Source organism: Corynebacterium sp. 335C (assembly GCF_053525695.1).
Genome location: NZ_JASTTB010000001.1, coordinates 344,141 through 368,914 on the forward strand (window position 1 = coordinate 344,141; position 24,774 = coordinate 368,914).

A 24,774-nucleotide genomic window follows, 5' to 3' on the forward strand; every position below is an offset into this window, starting at 1 on the left:
GATGCGCGCCCGCAGGATGCGCGCCCGCAGGATGCGCGCATGGCGACGGCGCCCGGCCGGCCCCTTCACGAGGGGCCGGCCGGGCGCCGTCGCCGTTTGCGGGGGCCATCGTCACGCGGACGACGCGCCGGCCGCTACTGCTCCTCCGGGCCCTCCCACGAGGTCTGCAGCGCCTGGGCCATGACCTCGGCCGGCTGGGCGCCCTGCACCAGGTACTTCCCGTCGAAGACGAAGGCGGGCACGCCCTGCAGGCCCATCTGCATGCCGGTGGCGAAGTCGGCGGTGACGACCTCGTCGTGCCGGCCGGCCGCGTAGAGGTCCTCGACGCGGTCGGCGGGGATGCCGCATTCCACGCCGATCTCCGTCAGGACGGAGCGGTCGGAGATGTCGCGGCCCTCCTCGAAGTAGGCGCGGTGCAGCGCCAGGTGGACGCGCAGCGCCAGCGGGTCGGCGCCGGTGGCCGTCCCGTTGTCCGCGTCCACGTCGTGGGCGAGGTACACCAGGCGGTGGGCGTCGCCGGTCGGGGCGGCGACGACGGAGTCCCAGTCGAAGCCGAGGCCGATGCCCTCGCCGATGCCGGAGATGTTCGCGAACATCTCCTCCACGTCCGACGGGGCGACGCTCTTGTGCACCGCCAGCCACTGGGCGTACGGCCGGTCGGTGACCGGGCCCTCGAGGTCGGACTGCAGCAGGAACGCGTGCAGCGCGACGGTGACCTCGCCGGCGTGCTCGAAGTCCTTCAGCGCCGCGGCCAGGTTGGTCAGGCCGATGCGGCAGAAGGGGCAGGAGATGTCGGACCAGACGTCGATGCGCATGGCCGCCAGCGTACCGGCGCCCCGGACCCGCCCGCCGCGGTGCAGGTCAGGGCACCGAGTGATGCGTCAGCGCGCCGGCGGGGCCTGCAGAGCCGCCGGGTCGACGGCGCCCTCGGAGTGGATGGCCGACGGCCCGGTGAGCGTCGCGCCGCCCTCGCCGTCGAGCGTGACGACGACCTCCCCGCCCGGCACGCGCACCGTCACCGAACCGGCGACCTCCCCGGCGTCGGCCAGCGCCGCGACCGCGGAGGCGACGGTGCCGGTGCCGCACGACATCGTCTCGCCGACGCCGCGCTCGATGACGCGCATGTCGACGGCGCCGTCGCGCAGCGGCGTCAGCAGCTCCAGGTTCAGGCCGGCGGGGAACATGTCCTCCGGCCCCTCGACGGTCTCCGGGCCGCCGAGCGCGAGCCCCGCGATGGTCCCCGCGTCGGCGTCCGGCAGCACGCAGGCCAGGTGGGGGTTGCCGACGTCGACGCCGACGCCGCCGACCATGGCCCCGCCGACGCGGGCCGAGGCGGCGCCGAGGACCGTGACCTCGCCCATGCCGACGGTGACGGTGGCGTGGCGCTCCCCGACCTCGGAGACGGTGACGGGGCGCAGGCCGGCGCGGGTGCCGACGCGCAGCTCCGGGCCGTCGGCCAGCCCGCGGGAGGCGACGTAGTGGGCGAAGACGCGGACGCCGTTGCCGCACATCTCCGCGACCGACCCGTCGGCGTTGTAGTAGTCCATGAACCAGTCGCCGCCCTCGACGCCGTCCGGCAGGGCGTCCAGGACGCCGGCGTCGACGAGCGCGGAGGCGCGGGCGACGCGCAGGACGCCGTCGGCGCCGATGCCGAAGCGTCGGTGGCAGAGCTTCGCGACGAGCTCCGCGTCGAGCGGGAGCCCCGCGTTCTCGTCCGGCAGGATGACGAAGTCGTTGCCGGTGCCGTGGCCCTTGAGGAACGTGATGGTCTGCTGCATGGCGGCGATGCTACCGCGCGGGGCGGCGTCGCCCGTCCGGAGCGGCATCGCCCGTCCGGGGCGGCGCCTGCGGGGGATGCGCGGGGCGGCACGGCCCGCCCGGCGCCCGGCGGTCACTCCCCGGAGTTCTCCAGCGCGCGCAGCGCCTCGCCCGCGACGTCCGCGGCATCGGCGGGAATCCACCGCACGCGCGGGTCCCGGCGGAACCACGACCGCTGGCGGCGGACGTAGCGGCGGGTGCCCGTGATGGTGCGGTCCAGCGCCTCCTCCGGTGTGAGCACGCCGTCGAACATGTCCAGCACCTGCGCGTAGCCGATGGCGCGGCGCGCGGTCACCCCGTCGCGGAGTCCCTCGCCGCACAGCCGCTCCGTCTCCTCCACCAGGCCGTGGTCGAACATGAGGCGGGTGCGGCGCTCGATGCGGTCATTCAGCCACGGCTGCTCCGTCGCCAGGCCGAGGATGCGGGCGCCCCACCGCGGCGGGGCGTCGATGGGCGGCTTCGACGCGGCGAACGGCTCGCCGGTCAGCTCGATGACCTCCAGGGCGCGGACGATGCGGCGCGGGTCGCGGTCCTCGATGATGGCGGCGGCCGCCGGGTCGCGCTCCTCCAGGACGCGGTGCAGCGCCTCGACGCCGATGTCGGCCTGCACCGCCTCCCACTTCGCGCGGACGGCGGCGTCGGTCGGCGGGAAGCGCCAGTCGTCGACCAGCGCCTGCACGTAGAGCATCGAGCCGCCGACGAGAATGGGCGTGCGCCCGCGGGCGCGGATCGCCTCGACGTCGGCGACCGCCGCCTCCTGGTACGTCGCGACGGACGCCGGCTGCGTGACGTCCAGGACGTCGAGCTGGTGGTGCGGGATGCCGCGCCGCTCCTCCACCGTCAGCTTCGCGGTGCCGATGTCCATGCCCCGGTAGAGCTGCATCGAGTCGACGTTGACGATCTCCCCGTCCAGCACCTCCGCCAGCGCCAGGCCCAGGTCGGACTTGCCGGACGCGGTCGGGCCGACGACGGCGACGGGCACCGGGCCCTCCGCGGACCGGCCCGCGGCCACGCCACGCGCCGAGGGGTTCACCGCCGGCTCGGCACCGGCCGCCGCCTCCGACGGCGCGTTCGCTCCCCCGTTCACCACCACGACCACCGGGCCACGTGGTAGCCGACGCCGTGGGAGGCGTCGCGGTGCACGACCTCGAAGGCGGTGCCGGACTCGCCGGCGATCTCCCCGGCGAACCGGGCGAGGTCCTGCCACACCCCGGCGCAGCCGAGGCCCACCCGGTCGAGCGCCGCCGGGCCGAACGCCGCCAGCGGGTCGTCGCCCGGCGTGACGCGGCCCGCCGCGATGTCCGCGCAGGCGCCGTCGACGTCGGACGCCCCGTCGATGAGCGTCAGGGGCGCGCGGGCCGTGAGCGCCGCCGGCCCGTCGGCGACGACGACCAGCGGCCCGTCGTGCTCCCACGGGTCGGGCGCGACGGCGACGGCCTCCGCGCCCGCGTAGTCGCGCTCGGCGGCCCCGGCGGCGCGCAGCGCCCACCGGGCCAGCAGCTCCGGCAGGTGGTTGCCCGCGCCCACGCGGACGTCGGCGCCCCAGGCCGCGAGGCTGGCGGTGCGCCCCGTCGCGAAGCGCTCGTCCGGGCGGCGCACGATGAGCGGGCGGCCCGCGCCGGCGGCCCCCGCCCGCTCCAGCACGCCGCGCAGCACCCCGGTCACGGCGCCGCGCAGCCGCGCCGCGGCCTCGTCGCCGCCGGCGAGCTCCGGCACCAGCAGCGGCGCGCCGGGCATGATGACCAGTTCCCTCTCCACGGCGATCCAGGCTACCCGGGCCGCGCCCGGCACCCGCGAGGGCAACGCCCGTCCCCCGCGCCGCCGTTCGTGCGATAATCGGGGGACGTACATCCGCGGCGCCGGCCGCGGGCAGGCAGCCGTGACGCGCGGCGACGACGACGGAAGAAGGTCGACGAGATGTCCAAGACCCCCACCCCGAAGCCCGGACCCAAGCCCGGTCCGAAGCCGGGCCCCCGCCCGGGCCCCCGCCCCGGCGCCCGCGCCGCCCGCCCGGCCGCCGCCCCGCGGCGCCGCTCCAACCCCGCCGACTGGGGCCGGGTGGACGCCGACGGCACGGTCTACGTGAAGCAGGGCGACGGCGAGCGCGCCATCGGCTCGTGGCAGGCGGGGTCGCCGGAGGAGGCGCTGGCCCACTACGGGGCGCGCTACGACGACCTGTCGACCGAGATCGAGCTGCTGGAGTCCCGCCTGCAGACCCACCCGGAGGAGTCCACGGCCATCGCGGACACCGCCGAGCAGCTGAAGGCCACCCTGCCGGAGGCCGCCGTCATCGGCGACGTCGCCGACCTGGACCGCCGCCTCGACGCCGTCGTCGCCCACGCCGGCACCGCCCGCGAACAGGCGAAGGCCGACAAGGCCGCCCGCCGGGAGAAGGCCATCGAGGCGAAGGAGAAGCTCGCCGCGGAGGCCGAGGACCTGGCGGAGAACTCCACCGACTGGAAGGCCGCCGGCGACCGCATCCGCGCCATCCTGGAGGAGTGGCGCACCATCCGCGGCATCGACCGCGCCACCGACGACAAGCTGTGGCGCCGCTACGCGAAGGCCCGCGACGCGTTCAACCGACGCCGCGGCTCCCACTTCGCGGAGCTCGACCGCGGCCGCGCGTCGGCCCGCCGGGAGAAGGAGGCGCTCATCGAGGAGGCGGAGGCCATCCAGCACTCCACCGACTGGGGCCCCACCGCCGCCGCCTACCGCGACCTGATGGCGCGGTGGAAGCAGGCCGGCCGCGCCGGGCGCGACCTCGACGACAAGCTGTGGGCCCGCTTCAAGGGCGCGCAGGACACGTTCTTCGGCGCCCGCAAGGCCGTCAACGCCGAGCGCGACCGCGAGTACGAAGCGAACGCGGAGAAGAAGGAGGCCCTGCTGGCCGAGTTCGACCCGCGCATCGACCCCGCCAAGGGCCTGGACCACGCCCGCGCCGAGCTGCGGAAGCTCCAGGAGGAGTGGGAGGCCGTCGGCTACGTGCCGCGCGGCCGCGTCCGCGAGTTCGAGGACCGCATCGGCGCCCTGGAGCGCCGCGTCTCCGACGCCGCCGACTCCGAGTGGCGCCGCACCGACCCGGAGGCCCAGGCCCGCGTCGCCCAGTTCGAGGACCGGGCCCGCGAGTTCGAGGCGAAGGCCGAGGAGCTCGACGCGAAGGGCAAGGCGAAGAAGGCCGAGGAGGCCCGGCAGCAGGCCGCGCAGTGGCGCGAGTGGGCGGACACCGCCCGCCACGCCGTCGAGGACCGGTAGCCGCCGCTCCCCCGTCCCCGCGGGTCGCCGCGGGCGCCGGGGCCGTCGTCATGTCCGCCTGGGCGGGCGCGGCGCCGGGCGTCAGGCGCCGGCGTCGCCCGGGGCGTCGTCACGCGCGGCGGCGTCCCCCTGCCCAGCGGCACCCCGCGCGGCCTCCTGCGCCTCCCGCTCGCGGCGGGCGGCGCGGCGCCGGCGCGACGCCTCGCGGCGGTCGTCGACCAGCTCCACGTCGGTCTGGGTGTGCGGGGTGAGGCCCGAGCGCAGGTAGACCTGCTGAGCGCGCAGCACCGGGTCCGAGTCGGCCTCGTCGCGGCGGGCCAGCGCCAGCGCCGACTGCAGCGCCGACTTGCGGAACACCAGGAAGCACAGGGCGATGAACAGGGCGACCGAGGCGATGATGGCCAGCCACAGGCCGAACGCGATGCCGCCGCCCGGGCCCTCCACCGGCCGGGACTGGCGCATCCAGCCGGCGGCGAAGGCGTACCACATGTTGATGCCGCCGACGACCCACGTCACGAAGCCGAGGATGACCTGGCGCACCGCCAGCGTCGCCACGACCAGCAGGATGGTCACCAGTTTCAGCACGGCGTGGATGCGCTCCGGCAGGGCCGTCGCCGCGGCGCGCGCCGTCTCGGTGTCGAAGAGGACGTCGAAGCCGCGCACCGCCACGGAGTGGGGCAGGAAGTACGTCGCGACGAGCAGGATGACGCACAGCGCCACCGGCGCCAGCGTGCCGCCGATGGTGATGGTGCCGGCGACCTTCCGCTCCGCACGACGCAGATCCCCGCGGTACTCCGCCAGGCCGTCGGCGGCCTCCGCCGCGCCGCGGGCCTCCGCCCCGTCCCGGTCCTTCGCCCGATCAGTCACAGCCGCATCCTCCCTGGGTCGACGTCGCGGGCGCGGGCTCCTGTCCGCGCGACCGCACCGACGGCAAGCCTAGCCCCACGCCGATGGGCGCCGTCATGGGCGTGTTGCCCGCCTCCCACATGTCGCCGGCGCGGGTGCGGCGGTGATCGGCGACGCCGGAGTCGGCCAGCAGGTAGTGCGGGGCGGAGCCGGTGACGGTGACCGTGACGTAGTCGCCCGGGCGGATGCCCGGCCGGTCGGCCGTGAAGTGGACCAGGCGTCCGTCGCGGGCGCGGCCCGACTTGCGGCCCGTCTCGTCGTTGCGGCGGCCCTCGCCCTCGGTCACCAGCAGCTCGAGGGTGCGGCCGACCTGCTTGGCGTGCTCCTCCTCGCTGATGCGCTCCTGCAGCTCCATCAGCCGGCCGAAGCGCTCCTTCACGACCTCCGGCGGCACCTGCTCCTCCATCGTCGCCGCCGGGGTGCCCGGCCGCGGCGAGTACTGGAACGTGAACGCGGAGGTGAAGCGGGCGCGCTCGACGACCTCGAGGGTCGCCTGGAAGTCCTCCTCCGTCTCCCCGGGGAAGCCGACGATGATGTCGGTGGTGATGGCCGCGTCGGGCATGCGCTCGCGGACCTTGTCCAGGATGCGGAGGAACTTCTTCGACCGGTAGGACCGGCGCATGTCCTTCAGCACCTTGTCGGAGCCGGACTGCAGCGGCATGTGCAGCTGGTGGCACACGTTCGGGGTCTCCGCCATCGCGTCGATGACGTCGTCGGTGAACTCCGCCGGGTGCGGGGAGGTGAACCGGACGCGCTCCAGGCCCTCGATGCCGCCGCACGCGCGCAGCAACTTCGAGAAGGCGGAGCGGTCGCGCTCCAGCTCCGGGTCGGCGAAGTTCACGCCGTAGGCGTTGACGTTCTGGCCGAGCAGCGTCACCTCGGACACGCCCTGGTCCACCAGCGCCTGCACCTCGGCGAGGATGTCGCCGGGTCGGCGGTCGCGCTCCTTGCCGCGCAGGCTGGGCACGATGCAGAACGTGCAGGTGTTGTTGCAGCCCACCGACACGCTGACCCAGCCGGCGTAGGAGGATTCGCGCTTCGCCGGCAGCACCGACGGGAACTCCTCGAGCGCCTCGCGGATCTCCACCTGCGCCTCGGCGTTGTGGGCGGCGCGCTCCAGCAGCGCCGGCAGGGAGCCGAGGTTGTGGGTGCCGAAGACGACGTCGACCCACGGCGCCTTCTTCACGACGACGTCGCGGTCCTTCTGCGCCATGCAGCCGCCGACGGCGATCTGCATGCCGGGGTGGGCGTCCTTGACGGGCTTGAGGCGGCCGAGGGTGCCGTAGAGGCGGTTGTCGGCGTTCTCTCGCACCGCGCAGGTGTTGAAGACGACGACGTCGGCCTGCTCCCCCTCCGCCGCGCGGCTGTAGCCCGAGTCCTCCAGCAGCCCGGAGAGGCGCTCGGAGTCGTGGACGTTCATCTGGCAGCCGAACGTGCGGACCTCGTAGGTGCGCCCGTCGCCGGAGCCGGGCAGTGCGCCGGCGGCGGGCTCGGTGGCGGTGTCGGTGGGTGTGGTCACGGGTGTACACGATAACGGCCGACCCGACGTCGGCGGCAATCGTGCGGTCCCGCTCACGCGTGCGTGACGACGGTGCCCGCCCCGGCAGGCCGCCCGCGGCGCGCGGGCCCGGCCACCGGGCCCGGCCTCCGGGCCGGCCTCCGGGCAGGGAGCGGCGAACGCCCCCGGGGCGCGCCGGCTACTCCCCCGCGCCGAGCTCCGCGTAGCGGGCGTCGAGCGCCTCCTTCGCGATGCCCATCGCCATCGCCTGCCCGAACCCCCGCCGCGCCAGCACGCCGACGACGCGGCGCAGGTCCTTGTCGCGGCCGGCCCGGTCGGCGGGCACGGCGCGGACGGTGCGGGCCTTCTTCTCCGCCAGCGCGACGGCCGTGGCGTGCTCGTCGGCGTCGGAGACCTGCTCCAGCGCCTCCTCCCGCAGGTGCGGGGCGACGCCCTTGGCCGACAGCTCCCGGTCGAGGACGCGGCGGGACTTGCCGCGGCGGCCCGCCCGCTGGCGCACCCACTCCGACGCGAACGTCGCGTCGTCGATGAGGTGGGCGGCCTCCAGGTCGTCGAGGACGCGGTCGACGTCCTCCCGCTCCCGCTCCGGGTCCTCCGTCAGCCGGGACCGCAGCTCCTCCCGGGACCGGGAGCGCTGGTCCAGCAGCCGCAGGGCGTGGGCGCGGATCGGCGCCCGCCGCTCCTCCGCCGCCTTGTCGACGAGGCCCGACCCGTCGGCGTCCGCCATCTCCGCGATGGCGCGGCGCAGCGCCTCCACCCGGTCCGACGGCGGCGCCGCGGATCCGGCGGCCGTGGCGTCGCCCGGCACGTCGTCACGCGATGCGCGGGCGACCCCGTGATCGGCGGCGGGCGCCGCGGCGGCGCCGTCGCGCACGCCCGCGGCGCCCTCCCTCCGGTCGTCGTCCGCCACCGGCTACTCGTCGTCCTCGTCGTCGAAGTCGACGTTCGGCACGACGTCGATCGGCGCGTCGGCGTCGATCTCCTCGTCCTTCTGGTTCGCGTACTCGCCGACGCCCAGCTTGCGCAGGATCTTGTCCTCGATCTCCGCGGCCACGTCCGGGTTGTCCTTGAGGAACTGGCGGGACTTCTCCTTGCCCTGGCCCAGCTGATCGCCCTCGTAGGTGAACCACGAGCCCGACTTCTTCACGATGCCGTTGTCGACGCCCATGTCCAGGATCGATCCCTCGCGCGAGATGCCCTCGCCGTAGAGGATGTCGAACTCCGCGATCTTGAACGGCGGCGACACCTTGTTCTTCACGACCTTCAGGCGGGTGCGGTTGCCGACGGCGTCCTGGCCCTCCTTCAGCGTCTGGATGCGGCGGATGTCGCAGCGCACCGACGCGTAGAACTTCAGGGCCTTGCCGCCCGTCGTCGTCTCCGGGGAGCCGAACATCACGCCGATCTTCTCGCGCAGCTGGTTGATGAAGATGGCGGTGGTGCCGGAGTGCGACAGCGCGCCGGCCATCTTGCGCAGCGCCTGCGACATCAGGCGGGCCTGCAGGCCGACGTGGGAATCGCCCATCTCGCCGTCGATCTCCGCCTTCGGCGTCAGCGCCGCCACCGAGTCGATGACGATGATGTCGATCGCGCCCGAGCGGATCAGCATGTCGGCGATCTCCAGCGCCTGCTCGCCGGTGTCCGGCTGCGACACCAGCAGGTTGTCCGTGTCGACGCCCAGCTTCGCCGCGTACTGCGGGTCCAGGGCATGCTCCGCGTCGATGAACGCGGCGATGCCGCCGGACTTCTGCGCCTCCGCGATGGCGTGCAGCGCCACGGTCGTCTTACCCGACGACTCCGGGCCGTAGATCTCCACGATGCGGCCCCGCGGGAAGCCGCCGATGCCGAGCGCGACGTTGATGGCGGTGTTGCCGGACGAGATCGCGCGGATCGGCGGACGCTCCTCGTCGCCCAGCCGCATGATGGCGCCCTTGCCGAAGTCCTTCTCGATGTTCGCCAGCGCGACGTCGAGGGCCTTCAGCCGATCGCCGCCTCCGGCCGCCGCCGTCTTCTTCTTCGCCACGTCGTTCTCCTTCCGCTGGTCCCGGTCGACCACGTCCGGTCCGGGATGTTCCTCGATGTTCACGCCCCGTTGGACGCGACCGGGGCCCGGGCGGTTCCATTCCCGCCGCGGGCGGGGCACCGCCGGGTGCACCCGTACGTTCTATCGCGCGACCGGACGTCGTCGCGGTTGCGCCGCCAGCATATCCGAACACCGATTCGAACGCGAACCGGATGACGCGGCGTGTTCGACGCGCGCTTCGCACGCCCTGCCGACGTTCGAACGCCGTCGGCTCCCCGCCGTCAGGCGCGGTCCGGGAACGAGTCCTCACCCTCCTCGGGGCCGAGCCAGCGCTCCTCCGGCACGTCGTTGTCGCGACACAGCGCCCACCAGACCTCGCGGAGGTCCCCCCCGCGGTCCATGAGCTCCTGCGGCGTCGCACCGAAATCGGCCAGGACGTGCGAGGACAGCATCCAGGACCCGACCTGGTCGCCGAACTCCGCCCTGACCAACCGGTGAAACTCCGCCAAACGCATGGGGCCGAGGGTACAGGCAGGCGGCGGGGTCGCCGCCGTCGGGAACATTCGGGCGCTCTGCAGCATCTGCTTAACGACGGCAACGACGCCGTACCGGCAACCGGCCCACGACCCGGCCGGCCGCGCCCAGAGAAAGGTTCCCCGTGACGCACGCTTCCCCGACCGCCGCACCCTGGCATTCGCCCCGCTCCCCGTCGTTCCGGTGGGGCGCCGCGGCCATCGCCTACGCCCTGCTGCTGTTCTTCATCCCCGCGTTTTACGCATTCTCGCCGCGATACTTCAATTACGGCACCCTCATCTATTTCGTGCCCGAGCCCTTCGCATTCGATTGGCGGCGTTTCGGCAACCCGCTCGATTTGCTCGTGCTGGAGCTGAGTCGAGTCATCCTGATCACCGTCATCGGAATGATCATTCCCCTGCGCTACGCGACGGGCGCAGCAGTAGCGCTGGGCACGGCCGTCATTGTCAACATGCTGCTCGTTCGGAACCGCTTCAGTTACGCGCCCTATGACGTCGATAACGCGATCTCCTACGGTGTGGTCCTCACGGCATGCATAATCGTGACCGCCGCCATCGGCCGAATCGCCGTCAAAGATTTCGGAGGAGCACTTATCGCGCTGATGTTGGCGACCGTTCCGTCGGTCGTGGTGCAGGCAATCGCCGCATGGTTCGTGTGCGAACAGGTCCACGACGCGGCGCCGTCCGACTCCGACTGGAGCCCGGGCATCCCGGGTCCCAAGTTCATCCCCTTCACTGACTATTTCAGCGATGCGGTTCACCCCGGATACACGCTCCTGGCCATGCTTCTCTCGGCACTGGCCGCATGGCTGGCGCTCCGCGCATGGCCGCGGCTCCGCGCCACCGTCGCCGGTTCCGGCGGCGCGAGCCCGCGGCGGTGACCGTCGTCACGCATTTGGGCCCTGAACATTGTTCGGGCCGCTGGTTAGGGTGGACTCATGCAGAAGAACACCATCGTCGACGCCGTGCTCATCGCGGCGTTCGCGGCCCTCATCATCGTCCTCGGCGCCGTCTCCATCCCCATCGGCGGCCTGGGCGTGCCCATCGTCCTCCAGAACATGGGCATGGTGCTCGTCGGGCTCCTCCTCGGCTGGAAGCGCGGCACCCTGTGCGTCATCCTCTTCCTCGCCGTCGGCCTCGTCGGCGTCCCCAACCTCGCCGGCTTCCGCACCACCCTGTCGGCGCTGCCCGGCCCGACCGTCGGCTACCTCGTCGGCTACATCGTCACCGCCCTCGTCGTCGGCCTGCTGACCATGTACCGGCCCCGCAACACCGTCGCCCAGATCGGCCTGTTCATCGTCGCCGGCATCATCGGCGTCATGTTCCAGTACCTGTGCGGCTCCGTCGGCCTCGTCATCGTCAACGGCATGGAGTTCCCGGCCGCCGTCGCCTCCAACGCGGCGTTCATCCTCGGCGACGTCGTCAAGGTCGTCATCGCCGCGGTCATCGCCGCCCCGGTGCTGCGCGCCATCCCGTCGCTGCGCGGGAACAAGGCCGTCAAGCGGGCGGGCGTCGCGGAGTCGGACGCGGCCGTGGCGGGCACGGCGGGCACCACCGGCGCCGCCGGCGCGTCCGCGTAACCTCGACGCCGTGCCCGTCATCCGATTCGAGGACGCCTGCTGCGACTTCGGCGCCCGCCGCGCCCTCGGCCCCGTCACCGCCGAACTGACCGAACGCCGCATCGGCGTCATCGGCCCCAACGGCGGCGGCAAGTCGACGCTCGTGCGGCTCATCAACGGACTCGGCGACGCCACCGCCGGCCGCGTCACCGTCGACGGCGTCGACCCGGCGAAGAACGGGAAGGCGGTGCGCCGCCACGTCGGATTCGTGTTCTCCGACGCCGACAACCAGATCGTCATGCCGACGGTCGCCGAGGACGTCGCGTTCTCCCTCCGGCTGCGCAAGGTCCCCGCGCGCGACCGCGGCCCCCTCGTGGACGCGGCGCTCGCGCGCGTGGGGCTCGCCGGCCACGCCGACGACTCCCCGCACGACCTGTCCGGCGGGCAGAAGCAGCTCCTCGCTCTGACGTCGGTGCTCGTGCTGGAGCCGGACCTCATCATCGCCGACGAGCCGACGACGCTGCTCGACCTGCGCAACCGCCGGGCGCTGCGCCGCGTCTTCGACGACCTCGACCAGCAGCTCATCGTGGTCACCCACGACCTCGACTTCCTCGACGGCTTCGACCGCGTCCTCTGCGTCGAGGGCGGGCGCATCGTCGACGACGGCGCGCCGGAGGACGTCATCCCCGCCTACGTGCGGCGCATGGGCGGCGACGGGCCGGGCGCGGGCGGGGCGGCCTGACGTGGCCCGCCTGCCCATCCCGCTGTCCGTCTACGTCCACGCGGACTCGCCGCTGCACCGGGCGCCCGCGATGGCGAAGCTCGGCGGCGTCGTCGCGTTCATCATCGCGACGACGTTCCTCGCCGGCACCCTCCCCCTCGCCGCAGCGGCGCTGGCGGTGGCGGCGCTCGGCTACGTCGTCGGCCGCATCCCGCAGCGCACCGCCGCCTGGCAGATGTTCGGCGCCGTCCCGCTCCTGGCGTTCATCGCCGTCATCCAGGGGTTCACCGTCGGCTGGCACGAGGCCGGCGTGATGTTCCTGTCGGTGCTCGCGTGCGTCATCGCGGCCACGCTCATCACGCTGACGACGCGCGTCTCCGACCTCATGGACGCCTTCGACCGCCTCCTGGCGCCTCTGGCCAGGTTCGGGGTGCCCGTGGCGACGATCTCCCTGGCCATGTCGCTGACGCTGCGGCTCATCCCGCTGCAGGTCAAGGCCGTGGAGGAGGCGCTCGACGCCCGCCGGGCACGCGGCGGCGGCGCCTCGCCGGCGGCCTTCGGGGTTCCGGTGGTCATCCGCACCGTCCGCCGCTCGCAGGCGATGGCCGACGCGCTCATCGCCCGCGGCGTCGGCGACGACTGAGGCGGACGACGACGGCCCCGCCGGCCCGCACGAAACGACGACGGCCCCCGCGGGCCCGCTTGATGCGGGGGCGGGGGCCGTCGTCACGCGTACGCGGCGCGGGCGCCGGGAGAACCGGCGCAGGCGCGTGCCGGTTCTACTGGCCGCGGAGCTCGCGGAGCTTCGCCTGCACGTCGTCCTCGGCCGCGGAGCCCTGGGCACCGCCGGCCGGGAGCTGGTTCTGCGCGCCCTGGCCGGAGGTCAGCTGGTTGCCGCCCTTCATCTCGGAGCGGATCTGCTCCAGGCGGGAGTGGCCGGCGAGCTGAACGGACGCCTGCTCCACCTCGGCCATGCGGCCCTGGACGGAGTTCTGCGCCAGCTCGGCCTGGCCGAGAGCGTTGGCGTAGCGGCGCTCGATCTTGTCGCGCACCTGGTCGAGGTTCGGGGTGTTGCCGGAGGACAGCTGGTTCATCGACTGCAGGGACTCGGAGACCTTCTCCTGCATCTTCGCCTGCTCCAGCTGGGACAGCAGCTTGGTGCGCTCGGCGACCTTCTGTTGCAGCGCCATGGAGTTGCGCTCCACGGCCTTCTTCGCCTGCGCGGCCTGCTGCAGGGACTGGTCGTGCAGGCCCTTGAGGTCCTCCACCGACTGCTCCGCGGTGACGAGCTGCGCGGCGAACGCCTCCGCGGCGTTCTCGTACTCCACGGCCTTCGCCTCGTCGCCCTCGGCGCGGGCCTTGTCGGCCAGCTGGAGCGCCTGGCGGGTGTTGCCCTGCAGCTTCTCGATCTCGGCGAGCTGGCGGTTCAGCCGCATCTCCAGCTGGCGCTGGTTGCCGATCACGGCGGCGGCCTGCTGCGACAGCTCCTGGTGCTGGCGCTGCGCGTCCTCGATGGCCTGCTGGATCTGGACCTTCGGATCCGCGTTCTCCTCGATGGTCGAGTCGAACTTCGCCATCAGGTAGTTCCAGAGCTTCGCGAAGGGGTTAGCCATGTTCTTCCGGTTGCCTTCCTGGGTGGTGTGCGGGGCTCCTGCCCGCCGTCCAACAGTACCCGCGGCGAACGCGCGCCGCAGACCCTCCCCGGGGTCCGCCGCGCGGGCCGCGGAGGGGATGCCGAGCTACATGACCGCCAGCTCGGGCTCGGCGGCGTGGACCGCCATCGCGCCGGCCGCCTCGATGATGAGGTCGGCGACGGTGACGCCGAGCGCGTGGCACACGGCGGCGAGGAGCTCCGAGGAGACCTCCTTGCGCCCCCGCTCCAGCTCGGAGAGGTAGCCGGGGCTGACGGCGGCCGCGTCGGCGGCGTCCCGCAGCGTCATGCCGCCGCGCGTGCGGACGTCCCGGAGGGTCTCCCCCAGGGCCTCCCGCAGCAGCGGCTCGCGGCCCGGTGCGGGCGCCGCGTCGAGGGCGGCGCCGGCGGGTCGTTCGGCGGTGAGCGTCATCGTGGTGTTCGTCATCGTTCGGTTCAACGCGCGCGGAGGCGCGTTTGTTCCCTCATTCCCGGGATCGTGGTCGGTCGTCGGGGCCGGCTGGGTCGGGCGGGGCTCCGGCGCGGGGCCGGTGCGGTGGGGACAGCCTAGCGGTCGGGAAGGGCCGCCGCGAGAAGTTCCGCGACGGCGGCGGCGACGGCGGCCTCCCGGATGCCGCGGCGGCCGAGTTCCGGGTCGATGCGCAGCCGCGTCGCGCGGGGCTCCGCGCACGACGAGCCGTCGGGGCCGGCCAGGCCGCACCACACCTCGCCGACGGGATGCCCGTCCTGCGGGTCGGGGCCGGCGACGCCGGTGAGTCCGACGCCCCAGTCGGCGCCGCAGCGATCGCGGGCGCCGGCGGCGAGTTCGCGGGCGGTCTCCTCCGCCACGGGCCCGTGGGCGTCGAGGACAGCCCGCCGAACGCCGGCGAGACTCTCCTTGAGGTCGGTGGCGTAGGCGACGAATCCGCCGCGCAGGACGGCGGAGGCGCCGGGCACGTCGGCGACGGTGGCCGCGAGGAGCCCGGCGGTGAGGGATTCGGCGCAGGCGAGGGTCAGGCCGCGGGCGGCGAAGCCGTGCACGAGCGTGACGACGTCCCCCGCCGCGGTGGCGCGGGCGCCGGAGAGCGCGCCGTCGGCGCGCTCCGCGGCCCGCTCCCCCGCGCCCACGGCGCTACGCCGCCCTGCGGGAGTCCAGCAGGTACTGGACGCCGGTGAGGACGGTGACGATGATGGCGAAGCCCATCACGATCCACGCGGGCCAGTGCATCCAGGCCCACGGGACGATGAACAGGGCGACGGCCAGCGTCTGCAGGACGGTCTTCAGCTTGCCGCCCTTCGAGGCCGGCACGACCTTGCCGCCCTTGAGCAGGACCATGCGCCACAGGGTGATGCCCAGCTCGCGGACGACGATGACGACGGTGACCCACACCGGCAGGGCGCCGATGATGTTGAGGCCGACCAGCGCGCCGATCATGAGGAACTTGTCGGCGATGGGGTCGGCGATCTTGCCGAAGTCGGTGATGAAGCCGTGCTTGCGGGCGATCTGCCCGTCGACGCGGTCGGTGAACATGAGGACCGCGAAGATGAGCAGGGCCCACCAGCGCCAGGCGTCGTCGGTGCCCCCGTCGTGGAGCAGCACCCACAGGAAGACCGGGACGAAGACGATGCGCAGCGTCGTCAGGACGTTCGGCAGGTTCCAGTTGGACGGGGCCGTCGAGGAGGTGCTCACGTCACCAGCCTACCCGTGGGAGCCGCCGTCGCCGTGCGAGCCGGAGCCGGAGCCCTCGCCGCGGCCCTCCGCGGCGTCGCGCGCCTCGGCGTCGAGATCCGCGGCGGTGACGGCGGTGGCGGCGCCGGCGCGCTCGGCGTCGTCGCCCGGGCGCCAGTTGGCCAGCTCGGCCGGGTGCGGGCCCTCGCCGTCCCAGCGCTTCGGGGCGACGCCGCCCTGGGCCTCGTCGCGCTTGTTCTTCAGCCAGGACGCGGCGACGGTGATGACCAGGACGCCGACGATGACGGCCAGCGAGGTCCAGGTGGAGATCTCCGGGACCTTGACGTTCTCGCCGCCGTTGATGAACGGCAGGTTGTTCTCGTGCAGGGCGTGCAGGAACAGCTTGACGCCGATGAACGCCAGGATGATGCCGAGGCCGTAGGCCAGGTAGACCAGGCGGTCGAGCAGGCCGTCGAGCAGGAAGTACATCTGGCGCAGGCCCATCAGGGCCAGGGCGTTGGCGGTGAAGACGATGTACGCCTCGTCCGTCAGGCCGTAGATGGCGGGGATGGAGTCGAACGCGAACATCAGGTCGACGAAGCCGATGGCGACGAGGGAGATGGCCAGCGGGGTCAGCATGCGCTTGCCGGAGACCTTGGTGGTCATGCGGTCGCGGTCGTACTCCGCGGAGATCGGGACGATCTTCCGGAGCCACTTGATGATGCGCATGTCGTTGGGGTCGGTCTCCGGCTTGTCGGCGATCTCGTCCCAGACCGTCTTGATGGCGGTCCACAGCAGGAAGATGGCGAACAGGTAGAAGACGTCCGACCAGGCGGAGATGACGGCGGCGCCGAGCAGGATGAAGATGGTGCGGAACACCAGGGCCATGGCGATGCCGAACAGCAGCACCTTCTGCTGGTACTTCCGCGGGATCTGGAAGGCGCCGATGATGAGCGCGAAGACGAAGAGGTTGTCGACCGACAGCGCCTTCTCCGTCACGTAGCCGGACAGGAACTCCACGCCGCGGTGGTGGTCCCAGAACAGCCAGATGAACGCGCCGAACAGCAGCGCGAGGACGACGTAGAAGGCGGTCCAGCCGCCGGCTTCCTTGAGCGTGGGCTCGTGGGGCGTGCGGACGTGGGCGAAGAAGTCGAAGGCGATGAAGCCGATCACGACCAGGATCGTGATGGCCCACACCCAAACGGGCACATGCATGACGGGGCAGGTCCTCCGGTGGATCAGTAGACGATGAACCGGAGGTCTCTCCCGCCCGCGCGTGCTGCGCGAGATGGCGGCGCCGGGGCCCGTGCCCGTGCTGACGACGTCCGCCGCGGTGGATGTGCCGGGGATACTCCCCTCCATTGCCCCGCCACTCTACACCCCGGGGTGGGCCCGGGCGCATCCCGGAGCGCGCCGCCGCGGGTCGCAGCGCGCGTCGCGCGCCCCTCCCCCTCCCGCTTTTCGCGTGACGACGGGCCCCGCATGCACGGGGCCCGGGTCGCCGGCGCGAGTGCGGGGTCGCCGCACCCCGGGCGTGACGACGGCCCCCGCCCGGCGCCCGGTGCGGGCGCTGGGCGGGGGCCGTCGTCACGCGGGGGCTACACGACGCCGTCGGCGGGATCGGCGTCCACGACCTCCGTGTCCTCCTTGGGGGCGTCGGCGGGGTCGGCGCCCTTGAGCATCCACAGGATGGTGTCCAGCTCCTCGGGCTTGACCAGCACCTCGCGGGCCTTCGAGCCCTCCGACGGGCCGACGATGCCGCGGGTCTCCATGAGGTCCATGAGGCGGCCGGCCTTCGCGAAGCCGACGCGCAGCTTGCGCTGCAGCATCGACGTCGAGCCGAACTGGCTGGTGACCACCAGCTCCACCGCCTGCAGGAGGTCCTCCAGATCGTCGCCGATGTCCGGGTCGATCTGCTTCTTGGCCTCCTCGGCCTTGTCCTCCGTCACGCCCTCGGCGTAGTGCGGCTCCGCCTGCTCCTTGCACGCGTCGACGACCGCCTGGATCTCCTCGTCCGTGACGAACGCGCCCTGGATGCGGCGCGGCTTGCCGGCGCCCTGCGGGATGAACAGGCCGTCGCCCATGCCGATGAGCTTCTCCGCGCCCGCCTGGTCCAGGATGACGCGGGAGTCCGTCAGCGACGACGTCGCGAACGCCAGCCGCGACGGCACGTTCGTCTTGATGAGGCCCGTGACGACGTCGACGGACGGGCGCTGCGTCGCCAGCACCAGGTGGATGCCCGCCGCGCGCGCCTTCTGGGTGATGCGGACGATGGCGTCCTCGATGTCGCGCGGCGCCGTCATCATCAGGTCGGCGAGCTCGTCGACGACGCAGATGATGTACGGGTACGGCTGGTACTCCCGCTCGCTGCCCGGGGGCGCGACGAGGTCACCGGACTTGACCTTGCGGTTGAAGTCCTTGATGTGGCGCACGCGCGCGGACTTCATGTCCAGGTAGCGCTGCTCCATCTCCTCCACCAGCCACTGCAGCGCGGCGGCCGCCTTCTTCGGCTGGGTGATGATCGGCGTGATGAGGTGCGGGATGCCCTCGTACGGCGTCAGCTCCACCATCTTCGGGTCGACGAGGATGAGGCGGACGTCCTCCGGCGTCGCGCGCGTCAGCAGCGACACCAGCATCGAGTTCACGAACGCCGACTTGCCGGAGCCCGTCGAGCCCGCCACCAGCAGGTGCGGCATCTTCTGCACCGAATGCGCGACGAACTCGCCCTCGATGTCCTTGCCCAGGCCGATGAGCATCGGGTCCGGGTCCGCCAGCGTCTTCGGCGCCTCCAGCACGTCGGCCAGGCGCACCATCTCGCGGTCGTTGTTCGGCACCTCGATGCCGACGGCCGACTTGCCCGGGATGGGCGTGAGCAGGCGGACGTTGTCCGTCGCCGCCGCGTAGGCGATGTTGGACTGCAGGTTGGTGATCTTGGAGACCTTCACGCCCGGGCCGAGCTCGACCTCGTAGCGCGTGACCGTCGGGCCGCGCGAGAAGCCGGTCACCGCCGCGTCGACGTTGAACTCGTCGAACACGTCGGTGATCGCCTCGATCATCCGGTCGTTGGCGGTCGTGCGGGTCTTCGGCGCCTCGCCGGCGACGAGCAGCTCCGTCGGCGGCAGGACGTAGTCCGGGGTCGACTGGACCGCCGGCGCCTGCGGCGGCACATCCTTCTCCAGCTCCGACTTCGGGGTCGAGGCCGGGACGGCGGACGCGTCGATGCCCGAGCGCGCGGCGATGGCGTCCATCTGCTTCCGGACGGAGGCGGGGACGTCGTCGCGGGCGCCGGCGGAGGCCGATGCCCCGTCGGCGGCGTCGGCGATGTCGCCCTCGTCGGCGGCGTCGGGGGCGTCCTGCGCCGGGGCCTGCGGGGCCTGCGGGCGGCGGGTCCGCGGGACCGGGCGGGACGCGGCGGACGGGCGGGACGCGGCGGACGGGCGGCGGCGCGGGGCCGGGGCCTCCTCCGGGGCGTCGTACGCGTCGACGGCGTCCTGGGCGTCGTACGTGTCCGCCGCGTCGTAGTCGTCGTAGCCGTCGAGCGCGGAGGCGTCGTCCGGCACCGGGTCGCCGAGGGCGGGCAGGCCGCCGCGGCCGCGGGAGCCGAGCACGACGGTGTCGTCGCGGCCGGCGTCGCGGGCGCCGCGGTCATCGTGGCGTCGGCCGGCGGTGCGGCGGGCGCGGCGCGGGCGGGTCGGGGCGTCGTCCGCGGCGGCCGCGCCGTAGTCCAGCTCCTCCTGGTGCGCGTCGCCGTCGACGGGGTAGTTCTCCATCGGCGTGCCGCGGACCGGACCGTCGACAAGGGCGTGCAGGTCGGTGTCGCCGGTGCGGGTGCGGGCCGGGCGGCGCACGGCGCGGGTGGGGGCGTCGTCGCCGAGGTCGGCGTCGGCGCCCTCCTCCGCCCACGGCTCGGCGGCGCCGCCGTCGGCCTCGGCGGCAGCGCGGCGCGGGCGGGAGCGGCGGCCCGCGTAGCCGGCGTCCTCCCCGCGGGAGCGGGCGTCGAGGATGCCGTCGACGTCGCCGTACGGATCGTCGTCCTCCTCCGCGAAGTCCTCCTCGCGCGCGGCGCGGCGGCCGTCGAGGGCCCCGCGGATCGCGTCGACGAGCTCGCGGACGGTGGTGCCCGCGAGGACCAGGGCACCGTAGAACACGACGCCGAGCAGCAGCACGATGGCGAAGCCGCCGGTGAAGCCCGCGGCGAGCGGGCTGCCGATCCAGGCGCCGATGGCGCCGCCGGCCTCGCGGCGCTCCGCCCAGCGGATCGGGCCGCCGGAGCCGATGTGCACGATGGCGAGCAGGCCCACGATGATGAGGCCCGCGCCGAGGGCGGTGGTGCCCGCGCGCTCGCGCGGCGGGGTCGCCCCGATCATCATCGCGACGGCGCAGCCGGCCAGCACCAGCGGCAGCACGAAGGCGCCGAGGCCGATGATGGTGCGCACCGCGGCCTCGATAAGGGAGCCGACGGGCCCGGCGATGGAGAACCACGTCGAGCCGGCGAGGACCAGGGCGATGGCGAAGAGCAGCAGCGCGGCGCCGTCGTGGGCGCCGGGCTCTCCCCCGCCGGCGGGGCGGGCGGCGCCGGACTCGGCGGGATCGCCGCCGGCCGCGCCGGAGTCGCCGGTGCGGCCGCCGCCGGGGCCGAAGCCGAAGTAGCGCGCGACGGCGCCGCCGCGGCCGCGCCGGCGACCGCGGGAACGGTCACGTCGCTCCTCGCCCACGTCAACCCCTTCCGCTTGACCGTCGTACTCGTTCACGTCGTCGGCGCGGGGCGCGAAGTCCTCGTCGCCGTAGCCGCGGCCGTCGTCTAGGCCCCCGCCGCGGACGTCGCCGCGCCGGCGGGAGCCGCCCCGGCCGGCGATGCGGCGCGTCAGCCCCGCGACGCCGCGGGCCGTCTGCCCCCAGGCGCCGGCGAGACCCGAGCCGACGGCGCGCACGGCGCTGCCGGTGCGCTCGAATCCGTCGTCGTACTGCGGCGCCTGCGCGCGGCGCGTGCTGCGCGGCCGCGTCGCCCGGCTCGGGCGGCGGCCGCCGGGCCCGGACGCGGAGGGGCGGCCGCCCGCACGTCGGTCGGTGCGGGCGTCGGCGATCCTGGTTCGGCTCGTGGCGGACATGCCCACCACAATAACCGTTAGGCGCCCCTTCTTTCACATCTGTAACTCCCGTGTCGCGGCGCCCCACGGCGACCGGCCACGATGCGGGCGGGAGCCGACGACGCGGCGCGGCACCCGTCGTCACGCGACGGGGCGGGACCACCCGGCGACACCGCGGGGACCGCGCACCGCGGAACCCGCTACAGCGACAGGCGCTCGACGGCGGCCGCGTCGCCGTCGATCTCCACCTTCGCGACGTCGCGGCCGTAGAGCCACAGCACCAGCTCGCCCGCGTCGCCGCGGACCGTGACGACGGGCGCGCCCTCGTACCCGCGATCCACCGGCGTGATCGCCACCCCGTCCGGGCGCTGCAGCACGACCGTCGCCCGCGACTTCTTCAGCATGCGCGGGCCCAGCAGCTCGAGGACCTTCCACAGCGCGCGGACGCCGCCCGGGCTCATCGGGCGGACGTCCCACCCCTCCCCCGCGCGGCGCACGTCCTCGTGGTGCACGAAGTTCTCCGCCGCGTTCAGCCACTTGTCGCCGAACCCGAACGGGCTCCACTTCGGGGCGCCCGCCGCCCACTTGTCGACGAGCTCGTCGTAGTCCATCGCCTCGTACTCCGCGGACACCTTCTCCAGGTGCGATCCCAGCGCGCCGACGAACATGCCGGCGGCCGCGTCCGGCCGGTTCTCCCGGACGACGAGGTGGACGGCGAGGTCCCGGGTGGTCCAGTCCCCGCACAGGGTCGGATGATCGGGGCCGACGCGGTGCAGCAGGTCGGCCAGGGCGGCGCGTTCGGTGTCGGTGAAGCTCATGCCCCCAGCGTAACGACGGCGGCCGGCGCCCGCCGCGATGGCGGACGCCGGCCGTGCGCCGGACGCGTGCTCCCCTACAGGGACTCGCGGGAGCCCGCGACGTCGTCGTCGGAGACGACGCCCGCGGCCTCGGACGACATCGGGACGATGGTCGGGACGACCATCGGCTCACGGCGCCACTTGGAGTTGATGTGCTTCTCCGCCCGGCGGCGGGCCTCCTGCGCCATGCGGTACGGGTTGTTCTCGCCCGAACCGGCCAGGTCGAACATCGTGTCGTCGACGATCTTCTCGACCTCCGCCAGGACCTCCTTGACGTCGTCGGAGAAGCCGCGGGCCTGGGCGCGGGGCTTCTCCAGCGGACGGCCCGTGCGGTTGTCGATGACCGCGGTGACGGTGATGAGGCCGCCCGAGGACATCTCGGCGCGATCCGCCAGCACGTCCGCGTCGACGTCGCCCATGGTCACGCCGTCGACGTACAGGTTGCCGACCGGGATCTGGCCCACGACCGACGCCTTGCCGTCGACCAGGTCGACGACGACGCCGTTCTGCGCCAGCACCACGTGGTCCTCGCGGACGCCGGTGGAGATGGCCAGCTGCTTGTTGGCGCGCAGGTGGCGCCACTCGCCGTGCATCGGCATGGCGTTGGACGGGCGGGCCGCGTTGTACAGGAAGAGCAGCTCGCCGGAGTAGCCGTGGCCCGAGGTGTGGACCTTCGCGTCGCGGCCCGTGATGACCGTCGCGCCGATCTGCGACAGCATGTTGATGACGCCGAACACGGCCTCCTCGTTGCCCGGCACCAGGGAGGAGCTCAGGATGATGAGGTCGCCGTCGCGGACGGTGATCTGGCGGTGCTCGCGGCGCGCCATGCGGGACAGCGCGGCCATCGGCTCGCCCTGGGTGCCCGTGGTGACCAGCACGACCTTGTGCGGGGCCATGCGGGACGCCTCGTTCATCTCCACGATGGCGCCCTTCGGCGCGTGGAGGTAGCCCAGCTCCTCGGCGATGCGCATGTTGCGGATCATCGAGCGGCCGTTGAACGCGACCTTGCGGCCCGCGGCGACGGCGGCGTCGATGACGGCCTGCACGCGGTAGACGTTCGACGCGAACGCCGCGACGATGACGCGCTGCTTCGCGTCCGCGATGAGGCGGCGCATCGTCGGCACCAGATCCGCCTCCGAACCGGAGTGGCCCGGCGTGGTGGCGTTCGTGGAGTCGCACATGAACAGGTCGATCCCCTCGTCGCCCAGGCGCGACAGCGCCGGGAGATCCGTCGGGTCGCCGTCCGGCGGGGTCTGGTCCAGCTTGATGTCGCCCGTGAGGACGACGAGGCCGGCGCCGGTCTTCACCGCGATGCCCAGGCAGTCCGGGATCGAGTGGTTGACGTTCCAGAACCGCAGGTCGAACGGGCCGTACTGGACGTTGGAGTCCTTGTTGACCTCGACGGCCTTCGGGCGGAGGCGGTGCTCCTGGCACTTCGCCTGGATGAGGGCCAGCGTGAACTTCGACGCGACGACCGGGATGTCCGCGCGCTGCTTGAGCAGCCACGGGATGGCGCCGATGTGGTCCTCGTGGCCGTGGGTGACGACGAGGGCCTCGACGCGGTCCCACTTGTCCTCCAGGTAGCTGAAGTCCGGGAGGATGAGGTCGACGCCCGGCTCGTTGGAGCTCGGGAACAGCACGCCGCAGTCGACGATGAGCAGGCGGCCCTTGTACTCGAAGACCGTCATGTTGCGGCCGATCTCGGAGATGCCGCCGAGCGCGACGATGCGCAGGCCGTTCTTCGGGGCCTTCGGCGGCTCCGGCAGGCGGCGCGTCAGGTCCGCGCCCTGCATGGACTGGACGACGTTGCGGCGGTTGCCGCCGCGGCGGTCGCGGCCGCCGCCCTTGTTGTCGTTGCGGTTGCCGCCGCCGTTGCCGCGGCCGCCGCCGTTGCCGCGGCCGCCGCGGTCGCCGCCCTTGTTCTGGCCGCCCCGGCCGCCGCCGTTGCCGCGGCCGCCCCTGTTGTCGTTGCGGGCGTTGCGGTTGCCGCCGCCGTTGCCGCGGCCGCCGCCGTTGCGGTTGCCGCCGTTGCCGCGGCCGCCGCCCTTGCCGCCCTCGTTCTTCGGGGCGTCCTTCTTCTGGCCGCCGTCGTTCTTCGGGGCCTCGTTCTTCGGCGCGTTATCGGCGGCCTGGGCCTCCTTGGCGCGGGCCTCGCTGCGGGCCACCTCGGCGTCCTGCGGCGCGCCGGCCTTGCGGACGACCTTGCGCCCGCGGTTCCTGTTCTCGGTCATTTACAGCGCACCGACCTCTCGGAGGTCGGCGGTCAGCTCTTCCAGCTGCTGCGCATCGGGTGCGATCTGCGGCAAGCGGGGATCTCCTGTCTCGATGCCCTGCAGGCGCAGGGCTGCCTTGGCGAAGCTCACGCCGCCCAGGCGCGCCTGGGCGCGCCACAGCGGGGCCATGGCGGAATGGGTGCGGCGGGCGGACTCGATGTCGCCCTCGTCGAACTGCCGGCGGAGTTCCGCCAGCTTCGCGGGGGCCGCATGGCCGACGACCGAGATGAAGCCGGTGGCGCCCAGGGACAGCCACGGCAGGTTCAGGGGGTCGTCGCCCGAGTACCACGCGAGCGATGTCGACTCGATGATAGACGCAGCGGCGCCGAGATCCCCCTTCGCGTCCTTCACGGCCTGGATGTTGGGGTGCTCCGCGAGGCGCAGGATCGTCTCCGTCGCAATCGGGACGACCGAGCGCGGCGGGATGTCGTAGAGGCAGACCGGCAGGTCGGTGGCGTTCGCCACCGTCGTGAAGTGCTGGTACAGGCCCTCCTGGTTGGGCTTGGAGTAGTAGGGCGTGACGACGAGCAGCGAGTCGGCGCCCGCCTCCGCCGCGGCGCGCGCGTTGTCGGCGGAGCCGGCGGTGTCGTACGTGCCGACGCCCGCGACGAGCTTCGCGCGGTCGCCCAGCTCCGCGCGCACGGCGCGCAGCAGCTCGAGCTTCTCCTCCCGCGACGTCGTCGGCGACTCGCCGGTGGTGCCGGCGAGGATGAGCGAGTCGATCCCGTTGTCGACGAGGTGCCCGGCGAGCTTCACGCCGGCCTCGACGTCGATGGCGCCGTCGGCCGTGAACGGGGTGACCATGGCGACGGCGACGGTGCCGAAGTGCTCCGCGCCGCGGGTCGATGCGAATCCGGTGGTCATGATTCTCAGCTTTCCCTTTGTCGTCGGGGCCGCCGGGCGGCGTCCCCGTCCTGTGCAGTTCCGCGG

Annotated in this window: 23 protein-coding genes; 5 read left to right on the forward strand and 18 right to left on the reverse strand. The window is 73.4% G+C overall.

The window, feature by feature from the left end; genetic code table 11:
• Positions 1 to 134: 134 nt before the first annotated feature.
• From QQS41_RS01510 to QQS41_RS01525, 4 genes are all read right to left on the reverse strand, one after another.
• On the reverse strand, positions 135 to 815 hold the full coding sequence (locus tag QQS41_RS01510; RefSeq protein ID WP_448850936.1) for a DsbA family oxidoreductase: 681 nt from the start codon (positions 813 to 815) through the stop codon (positions 135 to 137).
• Between the two features lie 66 nt (positions 816 to 881).
• A complete protein-coding gene (dapF, locus tag QQS41_RS01515; RefSeq protein ID WP_448850937.1) occupies positions 882 to 1,778 on the reverse strand; it encodes a diaminopimelate epimerase in 897 nt (298 codons plus the stop codon).
• Between the two features lie 113 nt (positions 1,779 to 1,891).
• The gene (gene miaA / locus QQS41_RS01520) at positions 1,892 to 2,800 is read right to left on the reverse strand and encodes a tRNA (adenosine(37)-N6)-dimethylallyltransferase MiaA (protein ID WP_448851932.1); all 909 of its coding nucleotides are present in this window, start codon (positions 2,798 to 2,800) and stop codon (positions 1,892 to 1,894) included.
• 101 nt (positions 2,801 to 2,901) lie between these two features.
• Positions 2,902 to 3,576 (reverse strand): hypothetical protein, encoded by a 675-nt coding sequence (locus tag QQS41_RS01525; RefSeq protein WP_448850938.1) that lies wholly within the window; start codon positions 3,574 to 3,576, stop codon positions 2,902 to 2,904.
• A 159-nt stretch (positions 3,577 to 3,735) separates the two neighbouring features.
• On the opposite strand from QQS41_RS01525, the gene QQS41_RS01530 reads away from it, so the two are divergent.
• Positions 3,736 to 5,070, forward strand: a complete 1,335-nt coding sequence (locus QQS41_RS01530) for a DUF349 domain-containing protein (RefSeq protein ID WP_448850939.1) — start codon at positions 3,736 to 3,738, stop codon at positions 5,068 to 5,070.
• Positions 5,071 to 5,151: 81 nt separating this feature from the next.
• Here the strand turns inward: QQS41_RS01530 and QQS41_RS01535 are convergent, their stop codons facing one another.
• The 5 genes from QQS41_RS01535 to QQS41_RS01555 all read right to left on the reverse strand — a co-directional run bounded on the left by QQS41_RS01535 (position 5,152) and on the right by QQS41_RS01555 (position 10,030).
• A complete protein-coding gene (locus QQS41_RS01535) occupies positions 5,152 to 5,937 on the reverse strand; it encodes an Rv2732c family membrane protein (RefSeq protein ID WP_448850940.1) in 786 nt (261 codons plus the stop codon).
• Positions 5,930 to 7,450, reverse strand: a complete 1,521-nt coding sequence (miaB, locus tag QQS41_RS01540; RefSeq protein ID WP_448851933.1) for a tRNA (N6-isopentenyl adenosine(37)-C2)-methylthiotransferase MiaB — start codon at positions 7,448 to 7,450, stop codon at positions 5,930 to 5,932. Before miaB ends, QQS41_RS01535 begins: the two co-directional genes overlap by 8 nt.
• Positions 7,451 to 7,673: 223 nt before the next feature.
• Complete coding sequence (locus QQS41_RS01545) at positions 7,674 to 8,405, reverse strand: regulatory protein RecX (protein WP_448850941.1); 732 nt, start codon at positions 8,403 to 8,405, stop codon at positions 7,674 to 7,676.
• Between the two features lie 3 nt (positions 8,406 to 8,408).
• Positions 8,409 to 9,515, reverse strand: a complete 1,107-nt coding sequence (gene recA, locus QQS41_RS01550; RefSeq protein ID WP_448850942.1) for a recombinase RecA — start codon at positions 9,513 to 9,515, stop codon at positions 8,409 to 8,411.
• A gap of 281 nt (positions 9,516 to 9,796) precedes the next feature.
• Complete coding sequence (locus QQS41_RS01555) at positions 9,797 to 10,030, reverse strand: DUF3046 domain-containing protein (protein ID WP_448850943.1); 234 nt, start codon at positions 10,028 to 10,030, stop codon at positions 9,797 to 9,799.
• A gap of 143 nt (positions 10,031 to 10,173) precedes the next feature.
• Here QQS41_RS01555 and QQS41_RS01560 point away from each other — a divergent pair, with 143 nt between their 5' ends.
• From QQS41_RS01560 to QQS41_RS01575, 4 genes are read left to right on the forward strand one after another with little or no spacing between them, the layout of a single operon-like run.
• Complete coding sequence (locus tag QQS41_RS01560; RefSeq protein WP_448850944.1) at positions 10,174 to 10,929, forward strand: hypothetical protein; 756 nt, start codon at positions 10,174 to 10,176, stop codon at positions 10,927 to 10,929.
• 57 nt (positions 10,930 to 10,986) lie between these two features.
• Complete coding sequence (locus QQS41_RS01565; protein WP_448850945.1) at positions 10,987 to 11,628, forward strand: biotin transporter BioY; 642 nt, start codon at positions 10,987 to 10,989, stop codon at positions 11,626 to 11,628.
• Between the two features lie 10 nt (positions 11,629 to 11,638).
• Positions 11,639 to 12,349 (forward strand): energy-coupling factor ABC transporter ATP-binding protein, encoded by a 711-nt coding sequence (locus QQS41_RS01570; protein WP_448850946.1) that lies wholly within the window; start codon positions 11,639 to 11,641, stop codon positions 12,347 to 12,349.
• 1 nt (position 12,350) lies between these two features.
• On the forward strand, positions 12,351 to 12,971 hold the full coding sequence (locus QQS41_RS01575) for an energy-coupling factor transporter transmembrane component T family protein (protein WP_448850947.1): 621 nt from the start codon (positions 12,351 to 12,353) through the stop codon (positions 12,969 to 12,971).
• Between the two features lie 136 nt (positions 12,972 to 13,107).
• Here QQS41_RS01575 and QQS41_RS01580 read toward each other — a convergent pair whose 3' ends face one another.
• The 9 genes from QQS41_RS01580 to dapA form a co-directional block, all read right to left on the reverse strand.
• Positions 13,108 to 13,941, reverse strand: coding sequence for a PspA/IM30 family protein (locus QQS41_RS01580; protein ID WP_448850948.1), 834 nt, complete (start codon positions 13,939 to 13,941; stop codon positions 13,108 to 13,110).
• 126 nt (positions 13,942 to 14,067) lie between these two features.
• Positions 14,068 to 14,391 carry a helix-turn-helix domain-containing protein gene (locus QQS41_RS01585; protein WP_448851934.1) on the reverse strand — a complete coding sequence of 108 codons (324 nt, stop codon included), beginning with the start codon at positions 14,389 to 14,391 and terminating at the stop codon, positions 14,068 to 14,070.
• Between the two features lie 134 nt (positions 14,392 to 14,525).
• Positions 14,526 to 14,999 carry a CinA family protein gene (locus QQS41_RS01590; protein ID WP_448851935.1) on the reverse strand — a complete coding sequence of 158 codons (474 nt, stop codon included), beginning with the start codon at positions 14,997 to 14,999 and terminating at the stop codon, positions 14,526 to 14,528.
• Positions 15,000 to 15,090: 91 nt separating this feature from the next.
• A complete protein-coding gene (pgsA, locus tag QQS41_RS01595) occupies positions 15,091 to 15,648 on the reverse strand; it encodes a CDP-diacylglycerol--glycerol-3-phosphate 3-phosphatidyltransferase (RefSeq protein WP_448850949.1) in 558 nt (185 codons plus the stop codon).
• Between the two features lie 9 nt (positions 15,649 to 15,657).
• Positions 15,658 to 16,842, reverse strand: a complete 1,185-nt coding sequence (locus QQS41_RS01600) for a TerC family protein (protein WP_448850950.1) — start codon at positions 16,840 to 16,842, stop codon at positions 15,658 to 15,660.
• A 383-nt stretch (positions 16,843 to 17,225) separates the two neighbouring features.
• Positions 17,226 to 20,735 carry a DNA translocase FtsK gene (locus QQS41_RS01605; RefSeq protein ID WP_448850951.1) on the reverse strand — a complete coding sequence of 1,170 codons (3,510 nt, stop codon included), beginning with the start codon at positions 20,733 to 20,735 and terminating at the stop codon, positions 17,226 to 17,228.
• A gap of 179 nt (positions 20,736 to 20,914) precedes the next feature.
• Positions 20,915 to 21,532 (reverse strand): TIGR03085 family metal-binding protein, encoded by a 618-nt coding sequence (locus QQS41_RS01610; protein WP_448850952.1) that lies wholly within the window; start codon positions 21,530 to 21,532, stop codon positions 20,915 to 20,917.
• Between the two features lie 74 nt (positions 21,533 to 21,606).
• Positions 21,607 to 23,802, reverse strand: a complete 2,196-nt coding sequence (locus tag QQS41_RS01615; RefSeq protein ID WP_448850953.1) for a ribonuclease J — start codon at positions 23,800 to 23,802, stop codon at positions 21,607 to 21,609.
• Positions 23,803 to 24,708: a 4-hydroxy-tetrahydrodipicolinate synthase gene (gene dapA, locus QQS41_RS01620; protein WP_448850954.1), complete on the reverse strand. Its 906-nt coding sequence runs from the start codon at positions 24,706 to 24,708 to the stop codon at positions 23,803 to 23,805. It lies immediately after the preceding gene.
• Between the last annotated feature and the right edge of the window lie 66 nt (positions 24,709 to 24,774).